This window comes from Hippea alviniae EP5-r, from assembly GCF_000420385.1.
GTDB classification, from domain to species: Bacteria; Campylobacterota_A; Desulfurellia; order Desulfurellales; family Hippeaceae; genus Hippea; species Hippea alviniae.
Window position 1 is genome coordinate 1,032,946 of sequence record NZ_ATUV01000001.1, and the last position, 22,861, is coordinate 1,055,806.

20 protein-coding genes, 1 tRNA gene and 1 riboswitch are annotated in these 22,861 nt (G+C 37.2%); of the genes, 10 read left to right on the forward strand and 11 right to left on the reverse strand.

Features of this window, described 5'->3' with window-relative positions:
- Positions 1-68 precede the first annotated feature (68 nt).
- The gene (locus G415_RS0105370) at positions 69-758 is read left to right on the forward strand and encodes a metal-dependent hydrolase (RefSeq protein ID WP_022670584.1); all 690 of its coding nucleotides are present in this window, start codon (positions 69-71) and stop codon (positions 756-758) included.
- A gap of 24 nt (positions 759-782) precedes the next feature.
- On the opposite strand, the gene G415_RS0105375 is transcribed toward G415_RS0105370, so the two are convergent.
- The 5 genes from G415_RS0105375 to G415_RS10745 are packed head-to-tail and all read right to left on the reverse strand — an operon-like array spanning position 783 to position 5,212.
- The gene (locus tag G415_RS0105375; protein ID WP_022670585.1) at positions 783-1,037 is read right to left on the reverse strand and encodes a DUF1634 domain-containing protein; all 255 of its coding nucleotides are present in this window, start codon (positions 1,035-1,037) and stop codon (positions 783-785) included.
- The gene (locus G415_RS0105380; protein ID WP_022670586.1) at positions 1,037-1,828 is read right to left on the reverse strand and encodes a sulfite exporter TauE/SafE family protein; all 792 of its coding nucleotides are present in this window, start codon (positions 1,826-1,828) and stop codon (positions 1,037-1,039) included. The genes G415_RS0105375 and G415_RS0105380 overlap by 1 nt, the downstream gene beginning before the upstream one ends.
- Positions 1,821-2,429 carry a DedA family protein gene (locus G415_RS0105385; RefSeq protein ID WP_022670587.1) on the reverse strand — a complete coding sequence of 203 codons (609 nt, stop codon included), beginning with the start codon at positions 2,427-2,429 and terminating at the stop codon, positions 1,821-1,823. The genes G415_RS0105380 and G415_RS0105385 overlap by 8 nt, the downstream gene beginning before the upstream one ends.
- Complete coding sequence (gene tlyA, locus G415_RS0105390) at positions 2,422-3,132, reverse strand: 23S rRNA (cytidine-2'-O)-methyltransferase TlyA (protein ID WP_022670588.1); 711 nt, start codon at positions 3,130-3,132, stop codon at positions 2,422-2,424. Before tlyA ends, G415_RS0105385 begins: the two co-directional genes overlap by 8 nt.
- 1 nt (position 3,133) lies before the next feature.
- On the reverse strand, positions 3,134-5,212 hold the full coding sequence (locus G415_RS10745; RefSeq protein WP_022670589.1) for an HD domain-containing phosphohydrolase: 2,079 nt from the start codon (positions 5,210-5,212) through the stop codon (positions 3,134-3,136).
- 124 nt (positions 5,213-5,336) lie between these two features.
- On the opposite strand from G415_RS10745, the gene G415_RS0105400 reads away from it, so the two are divergent.
- The 6 genes from G415_RS0105400 (at position 5,337) to G415_RS0105425 (ending at position 12,996) form a co-directional block, all read left to right on the forward strand.
- Entirely contained in the window at positions 5,337-6,200 is an 864-nt protein-coding gene (locus G415_RS0105400; protein WP_022670590.1) for an SDH family Clp fold serine proteinase, read from the forward strand.
- Positions 6,201-6,261: 61 nt separating this feature from the next.
- Positions 6,262-8,238: a methyl-accepting chemotaxis protein gene (locus G415_RS0105405; RefSeq protein ID WP_022670591.1), complete on the forward strand. Its 1,977-nt coding sequence runs from the start codon at positions 6,262-6,264 to the stop codon at positions 8,236-8,238.
- Positions 8,239-8,359: 121 nt separating this feature from the next.
- Positions 8,360-9,439: a BMP family ABC transporter substrate-binding protein gene (locus tag G415_RS0105410; protein ID WP_022670592.1), complete on the forward strand. Its 1,080-nt coding sequence runs from the start codon at positions 8,360-8,362 to the stop codon at positions 9,437-9,439.
- 60 nt (positions 9,440-9,499) lie between these two features.
- Complete coding sequence (locus G415_RS0105415; RefSeq protein ID WP_022670593.1) at positions 9,500-11,020, forward strand: ABC transporter ATP-binding protein; 1,521 nt, start codon at positions 9,500-9,502, stop codon at positions 11,018-11,020.
- Positions 11,007-12,074 (forward strand): ABC transporter permease, encoded by a 1,068-nt coding sequence (locus tag G415_RS0105420; protein WP_022670594.1) that lies wholly within the window; start codon positions 11,007-11,009, stop codon positions 12,072-12,074. The genes G415_RS0105415 and G415_RS0105420 overlap by 14 nt, the downstream gene beginning before the upstream one ends.
- Positions 12,064-12,996 (forward strand): ABC transporter permease, encoded by a 933-nt coding sequence (locus tag G415_RS0105425; RefSeq protein WP_022670595.1) that lies wholly within the window; start codon positions 12,064-12,066, stop codon positions 12,994-12,996. The genes G415_RS0105420 and G415_RS0105425 overlap by 11 nt, the downstream gene beginning before the upstream one ends.
- Here the strand turns inward: G415_RS0105425 and G415_RS0105430 are convergent, their stop codons facing one another.
- From G415_RS0105430 to G415_RS0105455, 6 genes are all read right to left on the reverse strand, one after another.
- Positions 12,997-14,922 (reverse strand): TRAP transporter permease, encoded by a 1,926-nt coding sequence (locus tag G415_RS0105430; protein WP_022670596.1) that lies wholly within the window; start codon positions 14,920-14,922, stop codon positions 12,997-12,999.
- 1 nt (position 14,923) lies between these two features.
- Complete coding sequence (locus tag G415_RS0105435) at positions 14,924-15,937, reverse strand: TAXI family TRAP transporter solute-binding subunit (protein ID WP_022670597.1); 1,014 nt, start codon at positions 15,935-15,937, stop codon at positions 14,924-14,926.
- Positions 15,938-16,030: 93 nt separating this feature from the next.
- Entirely contained in the window at positions 16,031-16,555 is a 525-nt protein-coding gene (locus G415_RS0105440) for a ribonuclease HI family protein (protein WP_022670598.1), read from the reverse strand.
- Positions 16,545-17,267, reverse strand: a complete 723-nt coding sequence (locus G415_RS0105445; protein WP_022670599.1) for a zinc ribbon domain-containing protein — start codon at positions 17,265-17,267, stop codon at positions 16,545-16,547. The genes G415_RS0105440 and G415_RS0105445 overlap by 11 nt, the downstream gene beginning before the upstream one ends.
- A 12-nt stretch (positions 17,268-17,279) precedes the next feature.
- Positions 17,280-18,047, reverse strand: a complete 768-nt coding sequence (locus G415_RS10960) for a Nif3-like dinuclear metal center hexameric protein (protein ID WP_022670601.1) — start codon at positions 18,045-18,047, stop codon at positions 17,280-17,282.
- Positions 18,048-18,056: 9 nt separating this feature from the next.
- Positions 18,057-18,133: transfer RNA gene (locus G415_RS0105455), tRNA-Ile, on the reverse strand.
- A 105-nt stretch (positions 18,134-18,238) separates the two neighbouring features.
- A riboswitch (Fluoride riboswitch) is annotated at positions 18,239-18,302 on the forward strand.
- 22 nt (positions 18,303-18,324) lie between these two features.
- Here G415_RS0105455 and G415_RS0105460 point away from each other — a divergent pair.
- From G415_RS0105460 to G415_RS0105470, 3 genes are all read left to right on the forward strand, one after another.
- Positions 18,325-20,064 carry a dynamin family protein gene (locus G415_RS0105460; protein WP_022670602.1) on the forward strand — a complete coding sequence of 580 codons (1,740 nt, stop codon included), beginning with the start codon at positions 18,325-18,327 and terminating at the stop codon, positions 20,062-20,064.
- 672 nt (positions 20,065-20,736) lie between these two features.
- The gene (locus G415_RS0105465; RefSeq protein WP_022670603.1) at positions 20,737-21,426 is read left to right on the forward strand and encodes a response regulator transcription factor; all 690 of its coding nucleotides are present in this window, start codon (positions 20,737-20,739) and stop codon (positions 21,424-21,426) included.
- Positions 21,423-22,820 carry a HAMP domain-containing sensor histidine kinase gene (locus tag G415_RS0105470; protein ID WP_022670605.1) on the forward strand — a complete coding sequence of 466 codons (1,398 nt, stop codon included), beginning with the start codon at positions 21,423-21,425 and terminating at the stop codon, positions 22,818-22,820. Before G415_RS0105465 ends, G415_RS0105470 begins: the two co-directional genes overlap by 4 nt.
- Positions 22,821-22,861: the final 41 nt, after the last annotated feature.

Here is a 22,861-nt window from a genome sequence, read left to right on the forward strand (position 1 = left end):
ATGGACTTGATATTTAACTTAAACGGGATATTATAAAGGTTAGAAAAATTAACTGAAGGAGGTGAGCTATGCCAAAAATCGCATGGATAGGACACTCAACCATTTTAATCGAAGGTTCTAAAACAAAGCTAATAATCGACCCATTCATCACTGGCAACCCAGATGTAAAGGATACAAAACCAGAAGATATTAATGTAAACTACATAATCGTAACGCATGGACACGGAGATCATTTAGGCGATGCAATAGATATAGCAAAAAGAACAAAAGCAACATTAATCGCACCCTACGAGCTTGCAATGTATTGCCAGAGCAAAGGCGTTGAGAATGTTCATCCGATGCACATAGGCGGCTCTTACAAATTCGACGACTTGTGGGTAAAATTGACTATTGCACATCACGGAAGTGCTGTAATTGAAGACAACGGCAACATAATATACACGGGCAATCCTTGTGGCGTTGTTGTTGAACTTGACGGCAAAAAGATCTATCATGCAGGTGATACAGGATTATTCCTTGACATGCAACTGATAGGTGAACTTGGACTTGACCTTGCACTCTTACCTATTGGCGATAACTTCACAATGGGACCTGAAGATGCAGCAAAGGCTGTTGAGTTCTTAAAACCAAAAAAGGTTATGCCAATGCACTATCTTGCATGGCCTTTAATTAAACAAGACCCAAATAAATTCAAAGAGCTTGTTGGCAGCAAAGCAGAAGTCATCATCATAAATCCAGGCGAGTCATTCGAAATCTAATTAGGGAGCTTTAAGCTCCCTTTTTTAGCTAATCACAACATTCAAAATCAAGACGAGTATAAGAAGAAGAGAGAGAAGAACGGCTTTTATGTTTTTATCCTTTGCAAATGAGTAAGCCGAAAACAGAGCCGTTAAAATAGGCGAAAGCAGAAGAACCACTATTCCAGACTTAGCAAACAGCTTAACATCATAACCTAAAACATGCATACAAAAGGATACACCGAGCAAGCTAAAGCTTGCAAAAAACACAACTTTAAATAGAAAGGATAGCTCTCTCATTACAACGCCCTTGCAATCATAAAGAGTGCTATTGCTATAAGTGAAAAAGCAAAAACCTTCCTTAATAAATCCGCTTTTATCTTTGAATGCACAACAACACCGCATTTAGAACCCAACAGCGAGCCGACAAGACCCAAAAATGCAAAATATGGGTTGAGACTTCCTTTTGAGAAATAGACATAAGCAGCAGCAGATGCCGTTATACCAACCATAAAGCCACTTGTAGCCGTTGCAACCTTGATTGGAATTTTACAAACCTTAACAAGTAGCGGCACTTTTAAAACACCACCACCTATGCCAAACATACCAGACGCCAAACCAGCAACAGACGAAAGCAGATAGGCAGCAGGCATATTTTTAACATCATAGAATATCTCTTTTTTCTCCTTCTCATCAAAATAGGAGTATTTTCCAGCTTTGGTATCTGTCTCTTTAACCTTCCTAAACATTGAAAACGAAACAAAAAAGAGAAACAGACCAAACATCAAAGATAGAGTACGATGGGTAAGCCTTAAAGCTATCAAACTGCCACCTATTGCACCAACTGTTGTTGCAAGTTCAAGAGACAAACCCAATTCCAAATTCAATGCCTTATTTTTTATAAACTTGGAACTCACAAGTGTGCTTGTGCCAACAATCGTAAACAAACTTATAGCAACGGCATTTTGTATAGGCATTTTAACAAATAAAACAAACAGCGGCACCATTATAACGCCACCACCTATGCCAAGCAAAGCGCCAATGCCTGATGCAAAAAACGATATCAAAACAACAAAGAGATAATCAATCACCCTCTCCCCTTATCAAAAGATAAACAAAAACCAACACAGAGACAGAAACAATCAAAATCAGATTAAATCTTCTAAACAGAGAGCTTATCATGTCTATATTATTACCAAAGAGAAAACCTGCGCCAAAATAGGCAATGCCCCACAAAATGCCGCTTAAAATAGCCCAAAATGAGAAGTGCAACGGATTCATTCTGAAAATTCCAGCAACAAATGGAACAACAGGCCTTAAAGCACCAACAAACCTGCCAACAAAAACACTTACACCGCCGAACTTTTCAAAAAAATCAACACCCTTTTCGAAAGCCTGTTTATGTCTTTTTAAGAACGGTTTATCCTTTATCTCATCGTAAAACAGAAAAGCCAAATAGAAACTTGCAAAATCTGCAGCTATAGCACCCAAGGAACCAAAAACAATTAAAGCATAAATATTCAACAAACCTTTGCTTGCAGCATACCCACTGCCTACGGCAAAAACAGCACCCGGCACAAACTCACCAATTATAAAGAATGATTCAAAAAAAGAGACAAAAAACACAACAAGATAGACAAAAAAGCCATACTTTTCAGCTAAAGAACCAACAAAAGCCAAAATATTATCCATTTTTCAGCCAGATTAAAAACTCCCTGTTGCCTTCTTTACCCTTAATGGGTGATTCAATTAACCCTTTATACTCAAAACCAATCGCTTTAGCAAAATTTTTTATATCATTAATAACGCCCTTTATTTTATCTTCATCTCTAACAATACCCTTCTTTGTTCCACCAACTCCAACTTCAAACTGTGGTTTAATCAAAGCAACAACTTCAGCACCATTTTTAAGTAAATCCTTCACAGGCTTAAGCACAAGTCTTAGCGAAATAAAGCTTACATCAATAGATGCAAAGTCAAATCTCTCATCGGGCTTAAAATAGCGAATGTCCGTCTCTTCAAACAGAACAACCCGCTCATCACTCCTTAAACTAAAATGCATCTGCTCCTTTCCAACATCAACTGCAAACACCTTCTTAGCACCATTTCTCAACATACATTCGGTAAAACCACCCGTTGATGAGCCAACATCAAGACAAACCTTATCCTTCAAATCAATGCCAAATTCATCAATGGCTTTTTCAAGCTTATAACCTGCCCTGCTTACATATTCTGGCAGCTTCAACACTTCAACTTCATCGCTCTCATCAACCAAAAAGGAAGGTTTTTTGATAACAATTCCGTTAACCTTAACATAGCCTTTCAAAATCAGCTCTTTTGCTTTGCTTCTCGACTCCAAAATATGTGATTTGCTTAGATAAACATCGAGTCTCATATTAAATTGAGAGCATTCTCTTTCTCTTTCTCAAAATATAAATAAGCTCAATCGGTGTTTTACCTTCACTTGAATCAACAGATGCTATGGTGAACTTCACCTTAAAATCCTTATCAAGATGATTAAGCCTTTTTGAAACTTCATCAGAAAGGCCTTTTAAGAAACCTTCAACCCTGCTTACATTATCAACCTTTTTAGAATAAGGCAGAGCAAAGATAAACGAATCACCGCCAAATCTGCTTAAAAAGAGTGCACCGTATTTGGTAAGCTCAGACAAAACAGCGGCCGTCTTCATTAACAGCTCATCACCAAAAACCGTCGAATGCGTCAGGTTTATAAAATCCATATCCTTAACATCAACAAGGTAAATTTTAAAGTTTTTCTTTAAAGCAAGCAGATTGTCAACATTCTTCAAAAATATATCCCTTTTCAGAAGACCTGTCAGATAATCCACATTGCTAAACTTTTTCTTATACTCATCAAACGCTTCTGGGATTAGAGATTTTTGAGACATCTCCATAGCATCATTAAAACTCTTCTTCAAAACATCTATCGACTCTTTAAGTAAATTCTCATCAAAATGCCACTTTTCAGAAATCATAATCTGTATAGCTTCATCAACACTAAACGCCTTTCTGTAAGGCCTTGAAGTCGTTAAGGCATCAAACACATCAGCAATGGCAAGAATCTTTGCACCTTTTGAAAGCTTCGAACAGTCAAGTCCATCAGGATATCCACTCCCATCACAACGCTCATGATGATGCCTAACCATCTCAGCAATACTCTTCAAATCTGGCAATGTTTTAAAACGCTTAACAATTTCATAAGATAAGACAGGATGATATTTTATAATTTCAAACTCAATTTCAGACAAAGAAGATGGTTTCAATAAAACAGAATCCGGCAAACTTATCTTGCCTATATCGTGCAGAAGTCCGGCAATGTAAATTCTTTCAACCTGCTTACTTGTCAAACCTAAATTCTCTGCTATTCTCTTTGAATAAAACGCAACCCTTTGGGAATGGCCTTTTGTATAAACATCCTTCATTTCAATTGTAATAATAAAGCTGTTTATTATCTCTTCTTCATTTTTGCTTATAACATTTTTAAGCTTGTGATACTCCTTTATCTCATCAAGGAACTTCAGTAGTTGCCTTGTAAGTAGTGTAGTTATATTTATATCATAGACAGAAAACATATAATCATGAACATAACCGTATCCAACCGTCGCTATAAGTTCACCATCATCCCAGATAGGTATAATTAATATGCTATCAATAGATAAATCCTGCTTTATGTTTTTAAAACACTTAAGTCTATCCTTAGACAGTTCATACCTAAATACTGCTACACCTTTAAGTCTTCTTTCGAACATCTTATACGAAAGCATACTTTTCACTTTTTCAACCTTTTTAAAACTAACGCAACTAAACTGAGCTGACACATCAACGAATGCATACAGATTTCTCTTTGGAAAAACCAAACTCACGGCTTTCGCTTTTGTTATATCCAATATTTTTTTTAGATTACCTTCAACCCAACTTTTAAGACAACTTAAATCACTACATTTAGGTCTTTCTACTTCAAGGTTTAAAATTTCCTGTTGAAGAAAATCCTTAAACATTTTATTTTCCACTAACACAGTGATAAATCGTGAAAGAAAAGCAATATCTTTAATATCCTCAGATGTAAATTTTCTTGGCTTTTCAAAACTTTCAAGACCCAAAACAGCATTAAATTCTGCATCCAATCTAAAAAGCAAAACAGACTTTAAGCCAATCTCTCTCCATAAAGACGAGAATCCTTTATAATCTTGATAGTTATTCACAACGAGATAGCCTTTTTTTATAGCTTCATATAACAACAGATTTTCTTCTTTTGTGTTATTGTAAAGCTCCACTATATCAATCTTGTTTTCCTTGAAATAAGATGACGACTCGACAAGAGTTAAATCAAAATCCTTTATACAAATAATTGTGCAACCATCTACATTAAAATAATCTGCGATTTTATCCAAAGTCTCAGAAGTTATACCTTCTCTTACTATTAAATCCGCTAATTCTTCAATCTTATTATTCATATTTTAACTTTATTTTATAACTTAAAAAGTGTCAAGCAGTTGCAACTTCAGCCAAATACACTTATCTTGATTAACTAACAAATTTTAGTATAATTTAGTAAATTTTTAAGTGGAGGTTTTATCTATGCATTTGTTCGATACTCTGATTGGTCAGCTATTCTGGATAATCTTTTTTATCACGCTGTTTTACCCCTATTTCAAAACACACGCACTTGAAGGCAACAGATTGAAACTCATAAGACAACTTGAAAGGAAACACTCATCAAGAGTAATAACTTTAATACACAGACAAGAGACAAAATCTCTATTTGGCTTCTTCTCTATGAAATTTTTAGACATCGAAGATTCAGAAGCAATTCTACGGGCAATTAGGATAACCCCGGATGATATGCCAATAGACATGATAGTCCACACGCCCGGTGGTGTGGCTTTGGCTGCAACTCAGATTGCAAATGCATTAGCAGACCATAAGGCAAAGGTTAGAGTTATCGTCCCACACTATGCTATGTCTGGTGGAACTTTAATAGCTTTAGCCGCAGATGAAATCTTAATGGACAACTATGCCGTTTTGGGTCCTGTTGACCCACAGTTAGGTCATGAACCAGCAGCAAGTATAAAGAGAATAAAAGAGCTAAAAGAGATAAAAGACATAAGCGATGAGATGCTGATTAAAATAGATATGAGCGAGAAAGCCCTAAGTCAAATGCATGATACTGTAAAGAGACTGCTTATGAAAAAGGGATTCTCAGAAGACAATGCAAATAGAGTTGCAGAAGAGCTATCAAGCGGCAAATGGACACACGATTACCCAATAACCGTTGAGCATGCAAAACAGCTCGGTTTAAATGTTTCAACGGATGTTCCAGAAGAAGTATATGCTTTAATGGAGCTTTATCCACAACCAACAGCAACCCAATCAGTTAATTACATACCATTACCGTACAACAGACCAGGCGGAACACATAACTCAACAAACGCTAAGGAATAAAACTTGACTTTTTTGAATAAAGGAAAATATTTGTAAAAAAATAAATGTTCGGAGGTAGTCTATGAAATTAAAAACCAAACTTTCCATCTCCATCGCTTTAGTATCCATCGCTTTACTCTTCTTTGCTGGCTCCCTGTTCATTGAGAAGTTATCAAGTTACACCAATTTATCTCGGTCAAAATCACTTGTAGTGTTATCAGTAAAAATAGGTAGCCTTGTCCACGAACTACAAAAAGAGAGAGGTGCATCAGCCGGTTTCTTAGGTGCAAAGGGCACAAAATTTCAATCCATACTTGCAAATCAGAGATTAATGACCGACAAGAAACTTAAAGAGTTGTATAATGTAGCAAAACATGTAAATTTAGATTCAAACCCAAGATTTAAGAAATACTTTATTGCCGCCGTTCAACAGCTAAAAGGCCTACAAGCTATGAGAAATAAAGTTGATAATCTTGCGATATCCGTCCAGAAGGAAGTTGCATGGTATACACAGATAAACTCTAACTTACTTGATGCTGTTGGTGCTATAGGATATGGTATAAAAGATGCAGAATTATCAAAAGAATTGAATGCATACACAAATTTCCTCCTTTCTAAAGAGAGAGCTGGTATTGAGAGAGCTGTCCTTTCCAACACATTTGCTCAAGGACATTTTGGTAAAGGTATGTACGAAAAATTTATAACATTGATAGCAGAACAAAAAAGTTACCTTCATTCATTTGAAATATCGGCAAACGACAGATTCCTAAATTACTTTAAAACACATTTCACAGGACCAAGCATAGAAGAAGTAAATAGAATGAGGGAGATAGCTATAACACACTTTGGTAAAGGTAATTTCGGCGTTGACCCAGAGTATTGGTTTAAAACCATCACAAAAAAGATAAACATTTTGAAAAATATAGAAGATTTCATGGAAGCATCTATACTCAACGACATGAAAAAAGAAATGAACTCTGCAATGGCAGACTTAATACTTTATGGCATAACCTTTGGTGCTGGTGTTGTCTCAGTTTTATTGCTTGTATTTGCAATATTCAAATATGTCCTCGCAAATATTGCTGTTCTCACAAATCAAGCCAGAAATCTTGCAAGTGGTCAGGGTGATTTAACCCAAAGAATCCAGATAGACACAAAAGACGAACTTGGAGAACTCGCAGAGTGGTTTAACAAGTTCTTAGAAAAAACACAACAGATGATAAGAGAGATAAAAGGCACGCTAACAGAGCTAAACAACCACTCATCTCATCTACAATCTGCAGCAACAACAATGTCTGCATCTATTGAGCAAACTTCAAGAAATACTCAAGAGATAGCAAATGCAATGAACGACACATCTCAGGCTGTAAACGATATAGCCGTTGCAACAGAAAATGTTAATAATCTCGCAAACGAAGTCGGAGAAATCAATAATCAGATGATAGTTGATATAGAAAAGAGACTTGAGAGAATGAAAAAGAACGCTCTGCTTGCAAAAGAAGCAATGGAGCAGATAAACACCGTAGGCGAATCATCAAAAGAGATAGGCCAGATTGTTGGCGTAATCAACGAGATTGCAGACCAGACAAACCTGCTTGCTCTAAATGCAGCCATTGAAGCAGCGCGCGCTGGAGAAGCTGGCCGTGGCTTTGCCGTTGTTGCAGATGAAGTAAGAAAACTTGCAGAAAAAACACAGAGTGCAACAGAAGAAATCAGAGCAATGATAACAAAGATTCAAAATGACACAAAAACAGCAGTTGAAAAGACTCGCCAAGCAAGTGAGATGATTTTAGAAGAAGAGAAAAAGGCAGAAGAAGATAAAAAGAACATTGAAGAAATTGTTGAGAAAACAAACAGGGTTGTTGAAGAAATTAACTCAACTTCTGCCGCAACAGAAGAGCTATCAAGCACATTCTCAGAGATGGATATGCAGATAAAAGATATTGCTCAAGCAGCAGAAGAAAACATAAAAGCTGTCGAAGAAGTATCAAGGGCAGCAGAAGAGCTAAACAGAATTACAGTCCAAGTGGAAAACATGGTAAACAGATTCAAAGTCTAAAAAACAACCCAAAAGCAGCTAAAGGGAGCTTAAAGCTCCCTTTTTTTATTTACAAATTTTTTTGGTTGACCAGAAGAAAGTATATTGGTAAAAATCTCCAAAACAGGAAGGGAGGGAAGAGATGAAGAGAACTTTCCTATTCGTTTTAATCTTGGCTCTTCTGATGTCTATGCAGTTGCCCAACAGTCTTGCTAAAGAAAATGGCAAGATAAAGGTAGCGTTTCTCTACATTGGTCCACATAATGATGGTGGTTGGAGCCAGGCCCATGATGAAGGCAGGCAGTATCTACAAAAACATCTACCTTATGTAATCACATCATATTCAGAGAATGTGCCCGAAGGTGCACCTTGTGAGAAAGTCATTAGAGACTACATTCACAAAGGATACAAGGTCATTTTTGGAACGAGTTTTGGCTTTATGAACTCCATGTATAATGTCGCAAAGGATTATCCAAATGTCATATTTGAACACTGTTCTGGATACAAAATAAGAAAGAATATGGGAACATATTTCGGTAGAATGTACCAGGTCGATTATTTAGCTGGTTTAGTTGCCGGAATGATGACAAAGTCAAATTATATAGGATTTGTAGCTCCATTTCCTATTCCTGAAGTCGTAAGAGAAATAGATGCATTTACAATTGGTGCGAGAGAAGTCAATCCAAAAGCAAAAGTTCACGTAATTTGGACAAACTCCTGGTTTAACCCAGTAAAAGAGAGAAGCGCAGCAGAAACTTTTATAGCAAATGGTGCAGATATTATAGCAAGTGGCTGCGATTCACCAGCTTCAATTGAAGCAGCCAAAAAGGCAGGCATATACGCCATAGCATACGATAGGGATATTCATGACAAATTCCCAAAGACAGTTTTGACATCAAGAGCGTGGAATTGGGGAGTTTTTTATGTGAAAGTCTTAAAAGAAGTAAAGAATGGCACATGGAAAGCAACCCGATATTGGGGTGGTATAGAAACGGGTATAGTAAAACTTGGCAAATTCGGAGATACAGTGCCTGAAAAGGTCAAAAAGTATGTTCTAAAAAGAGAGCAAGAGTTAAAAGAAGGCAAATTTAAGGTATTTGCAGGCCCAATCTATGACCAGCATGGAAAACTAATGGTTAAAAAAGGCCAAGAGCTACCGGATAAAGAAAAACTCTCACTCCAATGGTTCGTTGAAGGTGTTGTTGGCTCTATTCCGCATTAAAAATGCCAACCCAAATCAGGGAGACTGGGAAAAAATCTCGGTCTCCCTTTTAATTTTCTTATGGAAGAAATTGTTTTAGAAACTAAAAACATAACAAAAGAGTTCCCAGAAACTATAGCCAACAAAAACATAAGTTTTACATTAAAAAAGGGTGAAGTGCACGCTTTGCTTGGCGAAAACGGAGCGGGAAAAACAACACTTATGAATATACTCTATGGCATATACATGCCTACATCAGGCGATATATTTATAAACGGTAAAAAAGTTCTGATAAAATCTCCATCAGATGCTATATCGCTTGGTATAGGCATGATTCACCAACATTTTATGCTGGTTGATACATTGACCGTTCTCGAAAATATTGTGCTTGGATTGAAAGAGTATGGTATAGTAATAAATAGAAAGGCTGCAGAAAAAAAGCTAAAAGAGATAGAGAAGCTCTACTCACTAAAGGTAAATCCTTACGAAAAGATATGGCAGATAAGCGTTGGTCAACAGCAGAAGGTTGAAATAATAAAAGTCTTATTCAGAGGGGCAAACATACTAATTCTTGATGAGCCGACAGCCGTTCTAAGGCCGCAGGAGACAGAAAGTCTGTTCAAAATTATTGAAAAAATGAAAGAAAACGGCAAGTCTATTATATTTATTACACACAAGTTAGACGAAGTAATGAGAGTCGCAGATAGAATATCGGTTTTAAGAAAAGGTGAACTTATAAAAACATTCTCAAAAAATGAAACAGATAAAAAAACACTTGCAAAATTCATGATGGGAGAATCACCAATAGAGATACTCAAAAAGGATAAAACAGCATCGGATGAGATAATACTGAAGGTTGAGAATTTAGAAGCAGAAAGTGATAAGGGAACAAAAGCCCTAAATAGCGTAAGTTTTGAATTAAAAAAAGGTGAAATATTAGGAATAGCCGGAGTATCCGGCAACGGCCAAAAGGAGCTTGTCCAAACAATAGCAGGGCTTAGAAGAGCAACCAAGGGTAAGATAATATTTGACGGTGTCGATATAACAAACAAAACACCAAAGTTTATAACGAAACAGGGAATTAATTATGTCCCTGCCGATAGACTCGCAATGGGTGTTGCACCAAATTTATCAAGCATAGATAATGCTATCCTAAGGAGATACGACAGATATCCACTTTCAAAAAACGGCATAATGAATTATAAAGAAGCTTTAAGATTCACCAGAGAGATAGTTAACTCTTACAATGTAAAGTTAGACAATCCCTTCTCTCCTATAAAACTCCTATCAGGCGGCAATATGCAAAAGTTAATATTAGCCAGAGAACTCCTTGAAAATCCAAAACTCCTTATAGCTTCGTATCCTACTCGTGGACTTGACCTTGCATCAACGCAATTCTTCAGACAAAAACTCATAGAGATAACAAAAAAGGGCAAATCTGTAATACTCGTATCGGAAGATTTAGAAGAGATATTGACGCTATCTGACAGAATAGCTGTCATACATGCAGGCAAGATTATGGGAATTCTAAATAGAGACGAAGCAACAATAAACAAAATCGGACTCATGATGGCAGGAGAAACACTCGATGCTATACTTTGAAAAGAGACCTTCTGTGCCACTCTATTTAAAAATACTCATGCCCATAATATCACTCGCTATCGGACTTATCATAGGAGCTATAGCCATTTACATAACTGGCGTTGATGCAATGGAAGTATATAAACAGTTATTCCTAAACGCCTTTGGCAGCTGGTATGCATTCTCAGAAACCATTGTCGCTGCAACGCCATTAATACTCATAACGGCTGGATTGATACTTGTCTTCAAGATGAACATCTGGAATATCGGTGCATACGGTCAATACATTATGGGCGCTATTTTTGGCTCTTATTTTGCTCTCTTTATGTCTGCAGGTTTGAGTAAACCAGTTATGCTCTCTTTAATGGTTATAGCAAGTATGGTTGGTGGTGCGATATGGGCATTAATACCGACACTCTTAAGAATATTTTGGGAAGTCAATGAAGTTATAACAACACTGCTTCTAAACTACATAGCGCTTTATATTTTAAAATTTCTCATGTATGGACCTTGGAAAAATCCTACAAGCTATGGATTTCCACTATCCAAGACATTTCCACAAACAGCTCAATTGCCTATAATCTTTGAAGGCACAAGGATAACCATTGGCATAATATTTGCACTCATAGCTGTATTTATCGTCTGGTTTCTTCTTAAAAAAACACGTTTTGGGTATGAAGTTAAAGTCATTGGAGACAATCCCTTAGCTGCAAGATACGCAGGTATAAATGTCAATAGAAACATAATGATAAGCATGGCTATAAGCGGCGCTTTAGCCGGCCTTGCAGGGATAGTTGAAGTCTCTGGTATTATTCACTTCCTTCAAGTTAAAATAAGCGCAGATTATGGATATACTTCAATAATAGTTGCATGGATAGCCTATCTCGACCCAATCCTAACAATTATAGCATCCCTGTTATTTGGCGGTCTTTCAAGCGGCGGATACTCCATTCAAATCTCAATGAGAGTATCATACGGCATAGTCGGGCTAATAGAGAGTATAACGCTGTTTAGCCTTGTTGGTGCTCAAATATTTTTACATTACAGGATAAGGTGGAAAAAGTATGGCACATGATATATACACGACACTATTTGCAAATACAGTAAAAGCAGGCACGATACTTCTATTTCCAACATTGGGAGAGATATTCGCAGAAAGGTCTGGCATATTAAACTTAGGTGTTGAAGGCATGATGCTAATCGGTGCCTTTTTTGGTTTCATAGCAGCACACTCAACGGGTAATCCCTACATAGGTTTCATCGTTGGAACAGTGGCAGGTGGTATTTCAGCCTTAATTCATGCATTTATCTCTATAACCCTGCGCGGTAATCAGATAGTTAGTGGACTTGCTTTAACAATTTTCGGCTCTGGATTTACAACATTTTATGGCCAAAAGTGGATAAACATGTCTATAAACAACACAATCCCACAGGTGAGCATACCAATTTTATCAAATATCCCATTTATAGGGCCCATATTTTTCAAACAAGATTTAATCGTGTATTTATCGTATTTGTTGGTGTTCGTTATGTGGTTTATACTCTATAAAACAAGTATAGGATTAAACCTAAGGGCTGTTGGAGAGAACGCAAAGGCATCAAACGCTATGGGAATAAGTGTTTATAAGGTTAGATACACATGGACATTTTTTGGTGGTCTGCTTGCTGGTGCAGGTGGAGCTTATCTGACAACAGCCTATGCACCATTTTGGCTTGACGGCATAACAGCAGGAAGAGGCTGGATAGCCATAGCATTAGTCATATTCGCAATGTGGGACCCAATTAAAGCCCTACTTGGAGCTTATCTATTTGGCGGTATAAACGCCCTTCAGTTTCAACTTCAAGCATCAGGCACAACAATCCCATCGGCAATTCTAAACATGCTTCCATACATCGTAACATTCATTGTCATAGTTATAAGCTCGATTATCGTTAAGACACGCCATATAAAGCCACCAAAGGAACTTGGTATCCCTTATGTAAGAGAAGAGAAATAATCAGCTCTTTAGCTTCTTGGAAGCAAGCCAGTAATAGACAAAAAGGGTTATCTCCAAACCAACACCAATCGCATCTGTTTCATAGTTCGGATAGTATGCAAGCAAACCAGCAATAAGAAACAGGCTTCTCTCAAATATATTTAGATGCTTGCCCCAATACCCTTCAAGAAAAATCGTAAAGCCAAACAGACCAAACAGACCACTTATCATAGGAATTAATGCATGCACATTAAATCCAGCAAGTAAATCAGTATAAAGAAAGAGTATTGGAATTAAAAGCAATCCTTTGGCAAGTTTAAAGCCTTCAACAGCTGTTGGAACAGGTTTTGAGCCAGCTATACCACTTGCAGCAAAGGCAGCCAAAGCTATAGGTGGCGTAACATTTGCAGTCTCTGCCAACCAGAATACAACCATATTGGCAGCTAAGATTCCCACTCCAAGCATCTTAAAAGCAGGTGCAATCAAAATGGCAAGAACAATATATGAAGCTGTAACAGGCAGACCCATACCTAAAAACAGAGCAGCCAACGCCGTAAACAGATAAAGCAAAAATATACTGTTCGAAGTCAAAGATGTTACCATTATAGACAGCGTTATTCCTAAACCGGTAAGCGTAATTATACCCACTATTATTCCTGCAACAAGCAGAAGTATGCCCGTTCCAACCATATTCCTTGTGCCGAGTATCATCGCATCTATTATCTCTTTTGGCCCCATTCTTGTTTCTTTTCTTATCCAACTTGAAACAACAACGGCAACTATACTGATAATCGCAGCATAGGTTGGCGTATATCCACTGACAAGCAAAAATACAAGAACTGCCAAAGGAATGAGAAAATGCCATCCTTTTTTAAGAACTTCTTTCACAGATGGTATATCTTCACTATCCAACGGCTTAAGGTTACTCTTTTTAGCCCTTATATGAACATTTAAAAGTACACCCAAATAATACATCAGAGCCGGAATAAATGCCTTACCTATGATTGTTGTGTAAGGAATTTGAGTCCACTGAGCCATGATAAAAGCACCTGCACCCATTATCGGCGGCATCATCTGACCACCAACACTTGCAGCCGTTTCAACGCCACCTGCAAACTCTGGTTTAAATCCTATCTTTTTCATCAAAGGTATCGTTATTGAACCTGTTCCAACAACATTTGCGACAGAACTCCCTGTTATTGAGCCCATAAGACCACTTGCCAAAACAGCAACCTTAGCAGGCCCACCAACGCTCCTTCCAAGCAGAGCCTTTGCTATATCGATGATAAAATCCCCTGCCCCACTCTTCAAAAAGAAAGCAGCAAACAGAATAAACAGATACACATAGGTTGAAGCTATCGTCGCAATATATCCAAATATACCGTCATTTGTAAAATACATGCGATAGATGTATGTTGAGTAGAATATCCCCCTAAAACTGAGCATACCGGGCGGCATCAATTTGCCCAAAAACAGGGCATAGGCAGAAAACAGAATGGCAAGCAGTGGTATTACTATACCAGCAGCCCTTCTTGAAAGTTCAATAAGTAAAACAACAGCAATACTGCCAATGATTATGTCCCTTAAGATTAGCACTTCATTCCTTGCATGTATCGTATTTTCAAAGAACACAATATACAAACCACTTACAAGAACAAGAAATGCCAAAAATGTATCAATAGGCAGCGTCTGTTTTGCTCTCTTTTTGGAGAGTGGATACAGAATAAATCCTACAAACCCAATAATTGAGAAGAATATAGCATTTTGATGAAGCTCTGAAATAACACCAAAGCTGTTATACCATAATGCAAAAACAGCTAAAAACACGCTTGCTACTTTAATAAGCAAACCTAAGAAACCCAGATTATCCGGGTTTCTTAGGCGAATGGAAGAGCCAGCTTCTGATTCTATAAGCTCAAGGTTCTCTTCTTTCTTCTTTTTTTCCATATTATTTTGCAATGAGTTTCTTTGGTATCTTCAAGCCCTTCTCTTCATAATATTTTGCAGCACCTTCAGCCAAAGGAACAGGAAGACCTTTGATAGCATTATCCAAGCTCATATAGTATGTTGCTTTATGAATATTTCTTAAGAAAGGCAGGTTTTCATAAATTGTCTTTACTATAAGATAAACATCTTCCTGTGGAATACCTTTTCTCACTGCCAAAAAGTTCGGCTGAGCTATTGTGTAAATGGGTTTATTCTGACCAGGATATGTTCCAGGCCTTATAACATACCTAAACCAAACATCGTATTTTGAATCTATCTTTTTAAGTTGCTCGTCTGTAAAATTGAGTATAGCAACTTTATCCGCACCCATTTTGGCAAATAGTCTTGTTATAGCAGCAACAGGTGGCCCTGCTGGTGTATTTGCACCGGCAATTCTACCGTTTATCATTGCATCTATGCTTGCATTATAGCCAAGATAAACAGGATAGATATCCTTGCCAACCCTTATACCCAAAGCAGAAAGAATTGTTTTTCCTGAACCTTCTGTTCCTGAACCCCTTTTTCCTATTGAGAATCTCTCATGCAAACCTTTTAAATCCATAATATTGCCAGTTTTTACATACTTCTTAAGAAGTGAGAAATGCTCAACATTTGGCCAAAGAGCTGTTACAGCATAGAAAAACCTTTGCGGTTTTCCTTTATACAAACCCTTACCGTTGTAAGCCATAGAGCCAAACAGACCTTGAAGAATAGCAAAATCTGCTTCTTTGTTCTTTAGAAGCTGAATATTTTCACCACTTCCTGCAGATGTAATTGCCGTTGCTGTTATGCCCTTCTTGGCAAGCTTAATATTTATCAATGTTGCAATGGCAACACCCACAGGATAATAAGTCCCACCTGGCGTTGCTGTGGCTATGATGTAATTACGATATTTTTTAGCGAATACTTTGTTGGGAAGCCCAAAACCAATCAAAAACGCCACCAAACTCACAAAGACCACGACTCTTTTAAACATGGTTCACCTCCATAATTTAATTTCTAACTAAAATTTTATTTAAACAGGAAAAGAAGTCAAGAAAATAAAAGAAGATTTAGTAAAAATTAAAAATTACTTACATCCTTCTTTCGCAAGTCTATCAGCAAATCTATTCTTCTCTCGTGGAACATGAGTAATAGAGAACTCATCAAACTTGGATTTTAAGTCTTCAATTTCAGACTTGAGCTTTTTCAATCTCTCATTGTTAACACGATAAATACCGTTTACCTGCTTCACAACAAGCTCAGAATCACTGTAAACAGAAACTTTTTTTATTCCTAAATCCAATACTTCTTTCAAACCAACAATAAGAGCTGTGTACTCTGCCACATTATTCGTTGTTTTACCTATGGATTTAGACAAGCTCTTCAAAACCCTATCACCACTTTTGATTACAACTCCTATGCCAGCACTCCCAGGATTTCCAGACGATGCACCATCAACATACAACTCAACCTTATCTTCATCATCAAACCTGTTTATAACTTCTTCAAAAAACGATTTTACATCATCAAAGGTGAGTTCGGGGTACTTTTTAAGCACCCCGTCTATTGAGCCTTCTTTAAAAAGCTCTTCAAAAAACCCTTTAATCTTCATCAAGCTCTATCTCTTCCAAATAGAGCATTCTTCCACAGTTTGGACAATAGACTATCTCATCAGTCTCTTCAAGCAGTGCCAAAACCTGTGGTGTAAGCTTCATAAAACAGCCATAACAGGCTTCCTGCCTTACTGGAACAATAGCCGTTCCTTTAGCCCATCTATTGATTCTCTCATATTTTTTAAATACTTTCTTATCAATAGTTGGCAACAATTCTTCTTTTGTTTTGTTTATTTCTTTTATCTTTTCATTAATTTCCTCTCTCCTTTTATCAAACTTGTTCCTATACTCATCAAGTGTTTTAAGAAGTTGCTCATACCTATCTTCAAGTTCCTTAAGCCCCTTTTCTTTCAAAGAAAGCTCTTCTTTTAAGGTTTCTAACTTCTCTTCCAACACAGTTTTATTGGTCTTTGCTATATCTATCTCAGTATTTACAGCTTGCATCTGCTTTTCAGTTGACACGCCACTCAGTTTTATCTCCAACTTTTTAAGATTTTCAATCGTTTCTTCGAGAAGGTTCTCTTTTTCTTCTATGTCTTTCTTTACTTCCTCAATCTCTTCTCTTGCATCAGCTATTTGAACCTTCTTCGTTTCAACAACTTCTACAATCTTATCCTCTTTAGACTCAAGCCTTTTTAATTCGGCTTCTAAGGACGCTATCTCCTTATCGTACTGTTGAATATCAAGTAATTTTTTCAAGTCTGGATTCAAATTGACACCTCCTTATAAGTATTTCCACGGCAATTCATCCCTTTTTGATATAAAAATTCTAAGATTTTCAAATTTATCTTTAAGCAACTTGAATAAAATCTCTTTTGAGAATTTCTCTGTATGAAAATGCGTTGCATCAATTACATTTATACCCGTCTCTTTAGCAAAAATGGCAATATGATGTTTTAAATCCCCACTCAAAAACAGGTCAAAATCAAGCTCTTTTATATCATTAAGCAAATCCATACAACTACCAGAACATACTGCAACTTTTCTTATAGGTTTATCATCAGCTTCTATAACCTTCAGCGTATCAACGCCGAGTTTCTCCTTAACAAAATTAGCGAACTCATCAAGTGTATAATCCCTATCCAAAACACCAACTCTTAAAGGCTTATGCTCCTGAAGTACCTGAACATCTCTCAAATCAAGCAAATCACACAGATAATCGTTTAAGCCGCCCTCTGCGATATCAAGATTGGTATGAAAGGCATAAATCCCTATACCGTTCTCAACGGCTTTATAAACCACATTGAACGGATAGAAGTGGTTAAATATCTTCTTTGTTGATGAGAAAATCAATGGATGATGGGCAATTATAAGATTACAACCAAACTCAACAGCTTCATCTATCGTGCCTGTTGTTATATCTAACGCTAACAGTATGCCTTTTATGGAATTATCCTTAGGGGAAACTTGAAGGCCAGAGTTATCCCAGCCTTCCTGAAGGCTTAAAGGGAAGTATGCTTCTAAGTAACCTACTACCTCTTCTACTCTCATTAAATAAGTTGGTGGGCCCACCAGGACTCGAACCTGGGACCAACCGGTTATGAGCCGGTGGCTCTAGCCAACTGAGCTATGGGCCCCTTCAAGCTAAAAGCAAGATTAACTATACAAATTCTTTAGCTTTTGTCAACCAAAAATTTGTTTTATGCTTCTGTTGATTTTTTCTTTTCTCTTTTATATTATCAGCACTAAAAGGCTATGAGGTCAGCCTTAAAAGCCCACCTTCGGGATGATGACCTCTACCTAAAACTAAGTGGTAGGGGGTGTATTCATGCAGAATATAAAAGATATACTCAAAAAAGAGATAAATTCTCTTAAAGAGATAACACCTAAAAGCACTGCTTTGGATAAAGCTTTAAATAAGCTTGAGTCTGAACAGTTCAATCTTGTTGTTGTAGGCCAGTTTAAAAGAGGTAAATCAACTTTTATAAACGCTCTACTCGGTGATAATATCGTTCCATCTTCTATTTTACCTTTAACTTCAATTGTAACGATAATCTCATATTCTCCAACAAAAAAAGCCAAAGTTAAATTTTTAGACAACAGCGAAAGGGAAATAGATATAAAAGAGATAGAGAAGTATGTTACAGAGAAGCACAACCCAAAAAACAAGCTCAATGTTAAAGAAGTATATGTATTTCACCCGTCGGAGTATTTGAAAAAAGGCGTAAGGATAATAGACACGCCGGGTATAGGAAGCGTGTTTAAACATAATACCGATGTTGCCTTGAGTTTTTTGCCCTATTGCGATGCTGCTGTATTTGTTATGAGTCCAGACCCACCATTAACTGAAGCAGAGATTGAATTCTTAAAAAATGTAAGGGTTTACACTGAAAAGTTTTTCTTTGTCTTGAATAAGATAGACATAGTTTCCGAAGACGAACTCGACGAAGTAGTTGAATTCAACAAATCTTTATTAAAAGAGCGCACACAAAACGATAATATAAGAATTTACCCTATATCTGCCAAAACCGCATTAAAGGCAAAAATCAACAAAGACTCTCACCTTTTGAAGCAGTCAAAAATAAAGGCGATTGAAGAGTCATTGGAAGAGTTTATAGCAAAAGAGAGAATGAATATAATAGCTATCAGCGTAATAAATGCTCTTCTAAGACACATAAACAACGAGCTTACAGCCTATAAGCTTCAAAAAGAGACTCAAAAGCTCTCCATTGAAGAGTTAACAGAGAAGGTTAAAAAGTTTGATGGGTTCATAAAAACAGTAAAAGATGAAGCAGAAGAGTATGAGTATATTTTAGATAAACGAATAGACAAAATCTATAAAGAGTTAGACGAAGAGATAGAGAAACTAAAGGAAGCTCAACTACCTCCACTTATAGAGAAAATGCAAAAACACTTTGAAGAAAAATCAAAAGAAAAACTAAGCACTGAAGAGTTTGAAAACTATATGACGCAAAAAATGAATGGATACATCATGGAGATATTCTCAGAATGGAGAAAAGAGCAGTCAGATATAATCTCGGATAAGGTTGAAAGAATTTACGAAGATTTAGCAAAGAGAATAAATGCAAAAATAGAAGAGATTATAAATACGGCATCTTCCATCTTTGATGTTAAATTAAACGCCTATGTTGATACGGAAAAATTAACACAGAAAAGCGATTTTTACTTTATGCTGGAAGACCAGATGGGCATTTTAAACATATTTGCAACAACTTTCAGAACAAAATTGCCGTTTTTTATAGGCAAAAAGATAGCTCAGAAACATATCAAAAATACAACCATTGAGTTGTTCGATAGGCATTGCGGAAGGGTTAGATACGATTTAACAAAAAGGGTTAGAGAAACAACATTTAAGTTCAAAGACCAGCTCAAAGACAAACTTGACTTAACAATAGAAGCTATACAGGATGCTCTCAACAAAGCCATAAAGCTCAAACAGGAAAACGAAAAACAGGTTGAAGATAAACTAAAAGAGATAGAGAAAAACACAAAGCTTTTGCTCGAAAAGAAACGGGAGCTTGAAGAACTGAAGGCAAAGATAGGATAAGGTAATTTTGGACTAAGGAACTTTTTGATTATCCCATATGGAATTCGATTTAGAAAATTTTTCAAAGAAGAGAGGGTTGTTATTAGTTTTCTCTAACTATGGTAGGTCCGATATTGTCTACGGTTAAACAATCAAACCTACTAAATTTACAACCTCAAGAATTTTTTATCAGCATCACCGGGTATTTTTATATTAGCTATACAACGACAAATTCTTCTTCCACTTAGAAAAGCGAATCAACTAACTCTCTTTTTCAAATTCAATTTTATTCCTAAGAAAAATATTTCTATGCTCGTCGAGTTTTGTTGTTATAAAAAACCTTTACTTCTCTTAAAATAAGTTAATTATTGTGGCTGGCTTGTCGTCGCAGTATTTATAAGTTTACACAAATAGGTTTACAAACCCAAACTAAAATATTGGTGTCTATAACAATCCTCATCCGTTTTCTTGTCTGCTCTTCCTTTTTGCTGCCATCTACTTACAAGTTCTCATTGTTCCTGTGAAAAGAGAGTCTCTTCTAAATTAAGTCGCTTGTAGGAATTATCAAAGAATGAACTTATCATTGTTGTTTTAGGAATAATTTTATCTAATTTTTCCTTGCTTTAATGAGTTTTAAATATACAATTTGCCTGCAGGGAGAATCAATAAGGTGTTCTAAGCGTAAACAAATTTATGAGTGATTTTAGGATTTTGATTGTAGAGGATGAACAAACCATAGTGGAGTTTTTGAGGATAGGATTAAGATACGAAGGGTTTGACACGGTAAGTGTGGACAGCGGGGAAAAATGTTTGGAATTTCTGAAAAGAGATAAGGTTGACCTTGTAATTCTTGATATTATGTTACCCGACATTGACGGTTTTGAGGTGTGTAGGAGAGTAAGGAGCTTGGGAATCGATACTCCCATTTTAATGCTTACAGCCAAGAAGGATGTTGAAGACAGGGTTGAAGGGCTCAATGCTGGTGCGGATGATTATGTTACAAAGCCTTTTAGTTTCGATGAGTTGTTGGCACGTATAAGAGCCATACTGAGGCGGTTTGGCGGGTTAGGTAAAACAAATGAGGTTGCTGGTGGGGGCATTGTTCTAAATATGGAAACGAGAGATGTTTTTGTTCATGGAGAGCGTATTTATCTTACTCCCAAAGAGTTCTCGTTGCTTGAAATGCTTATGAAACATCCAAGGAGGGTTTTTACGAGGGAAGAACTTCTGGAAAGTGTGTTTGGGTATAATTATTCTGGTGGCACGAACATAGTGGATGTCCATATAAGCCATTTAAGGGATAAGATAGGTGATAAACCGCCTAAATTGATAAAGACGCATTATGGGGTAGGTTACGCCTTTCATCCTGAGGAGGAGGTGTGAGGGGCCTGGAAAGACTTTCCTTGAAAGCCCGTCTTGTTGTTTTTTATTCGTTTTTGCTCGCTCTGATAGCCGGTATACTTGGTATTAGTTTTTTTATGGACACAAAAGCTTTATTGATAGAGCGTGTTGCAGCGGATATGAGGGCGAGGGCAAAACCCGTGATTCAACATTGGTTATACAGCAAAAAAGGTGGGGTAGAACTCAGGAGTATTGCTTTCCCGCTTGCAAGGGATTTGACTTCCAGGAATGCCGTTGCTTTGATTCTTGATAAAAACGGCAAACCTATAGCTAACGGCAAGGTTCTGCCTGAAGAACCTGTACCTCCCGAACCTGTTTCTTTCTACTACAAAAAGGCTCTTTCTGGTGATAACGATGTTACTTATATAGTGAAACACAGAGGACATGAAGTCTTGGTGGATTTAATTCCGTTGAGAAAGTCTCCCAGTGGAAAGGATATTGTAGGCGTCGTTCAATTAAGTTCTTCTCTTAAGGATATAAACAATATCCTGATGACTCACGCTCTCTATCTGGGCGTTGGTGTTGTAATAACTTTAATTATGGGTGTGGTTCTCGGAGCGGTGATGATATCGTCAGCTCTCAGTGGACTAAACAGGGTTATTGACACATGCAAGGAAATCTCAGAAGGTAACCTTGACAGAAGGGTTCATCTTCCGAAAAGGGGTGATGAGATAGGAAGGCTTGCCAGTGTGTTTGATGAGATGGTTGAGAGGATGAATACTGTTTTTACTGCCCAGAAGAGGTTTGTGGCGAATGCCGCCCATGAGCTTAAAACTCCATTGACGGCTCTAAAGGGGTCAGCCGAGGTGCTTTTAAGAAGCTCACTCAAGAGGCCCGAGGAGGTTAAAAGCCTGTCAAGGGGCATATTGAAGGAGACAGAGAGACTTGCCAATGTGTGTGATAGGTTGCTTGATATAGCCAAATTGGATGGGGCAATTCATCTTAAGAAAACCAGAGTAGATGTTGGGAGTCTCGTTCGGGAGTGTGTGACTGGTTTTCCAAATTCGGGCAGGAAAATTGTTTTGAGGGAAGGCCCATTTGTTGAGGTTTTTGCTGACAGGGATATGCTGATGCAAGCTCTGTTCAACCTTATTCATAACGCTGTTAAGTATACAGATGAAGGTGGTGTTATTGAAGTTGGTTGGCAGCTTGTTGAGAACGGTGTTGTTATTGGCGTTAAGGATAATGGAGTTGGTGTATCCCCGGATGTTTTATCTCATATATTTGAACCGTTTTACAGAGATGGAAAGTCTTCTGGAGCGGGTCTTGGACTTACGCTCGTTAGATCTGTAGTGGAGGCGCACGGCGGTAGGGTAGAGGTTGAAAGTGAGCCCGGGAGAGGTTCTTTTTTCAGGTTGTTTGTTCCCGTTGAGTAAAAATTTAATACTTTTTTAATGTTTCCTTTGTGACTTCTTAA

What these genes read in the sequence shown, in the direction of transcription:
- G415_RS0105375 (WP_022670585.1), bottom strand. Translation starts at nt 1,037, where the DNA reads ATGAGAGAGCTATCCTTTCTATTTAAAGTTGTGTTTTTTGCAAGCTTT.
- G415_RS0105410 (WP_022670592.1), top strand. Translation starts at nt 8,360, where the DNA reads ATGAAGAGAACTTTCCTATTCGTTTTAATCTTGGCTCTTCTGATGTCT.
- G415_RS0105405 (WP_022670591.1), top strand. Translation starts at nt 6,262, where the DNA reads ATGAAATTAAAAACCAAACTTTCCATCTCCATCGCTTTAGTATCCATC.
- G415_RS0105425 (WP_022670595.1), top strand. Translation starts at nt 12,064, where the DNA reads ATGGCACATGATATATACACGACACTATTTGCAAATACAGTAAAAGCA.
- tlyA (WP_022670588.1), bottom strand. Translation starts at nt 3,132, where the DNA reads ATGAGACTCGATGTTTATCTAAGCAAATCACATATTTTGGAGTCGAGA.
- G415_RS0105400 (WP_022670590.1), top strand. Translation starts at nt 5,337, where the DNA reads ATGCATTTGTTCGATACTCTGATTGGTCAGCTATTCTGGATAATCTTT.
- G415_RS10745 (WP_022670589.1), bottom strand. Translation starts at nt 5,212, where the DNA reads ATGAATAATAAGATTGAAGAATTAGCGGATTTAATAGTAAGAGAAGGT.
- G415_RS0105465 (WP_022670603.1), top strand. Translation starts at nt 20,737, where the DNA reads ATGAGTGATTTTAGGATTTTGATTGTAGAGGATGAACAAACCATAGTG.
- G415_RS0105435 (WP_022670597.1), bottom strand. Translation starts at nt 15,937, where the DNA reads ATGTTTAAAAGAGTCGTGGTCTTTGTGAGTTTGGTGGCGTTTTTGATT.
- G415_RS0105420 (WP_022670594.1), top strand. Translation starts at nt 11,007, where the DNA reads ATGCTATACTTTGAAAAGAGACCTTCTGTGCCACTCTATTTAAAAATA.
- G415_RS0105385 (WP_022670587.1), bottom strand. Translation starts at nt 2,429, where the DNA reads ATGGATAATATTTTGGCTTTTGTTGGTTCTTTAGCTGAAAAGTATGGC.
- G415_RS0105440 (WP_022670598.1), bottom strand. Translation starts at nt 16,555, where the DNA reads ATGAAGATTAAAGGGTTTTTTGAAGAGCTTTTTAAAGAAGGCTCAATA.
- G415_RS0105460 (WP_022670602.1), top strand. Translation starts at nt 18,325, where the DNA reads ATGCAGAATATAAAAGATATACTCAAAAAAGAGATAAATTCTCTTAAA.
- G415_RS10960 (WP_022670601.1), bottom strand. Translation starts at nt 18,047, where the DNA reads ATGAGAGTAGAAGAGGTAGTAGGTTACTTAGAAGCATACTTCCCTTTA.
- G415_RS0105415 (WP_022670593.1), top strand. Translation starts at nt 9,500, where the DNA reads ATGGAAGAAATTGTTTTAGAAACTAAAAACATAACAAAAGAGTTCCCA.
- G415_RS0105430 (WP_022670596.1), bottom strand. Translation starts at nt 14,922, where the DNA reads ATGGAAAAAAAGAAGAAAGAAGAGAACCTTGAGCTTATAGAATCAGAA.
- G415_RS0105370 (WP_022670584.1), top strand. Translation starts at nt 69, where the DNA reads ATGCCAAAAATCGCATGGATAGGACACTCAACCATTTTAATCGAAGGT.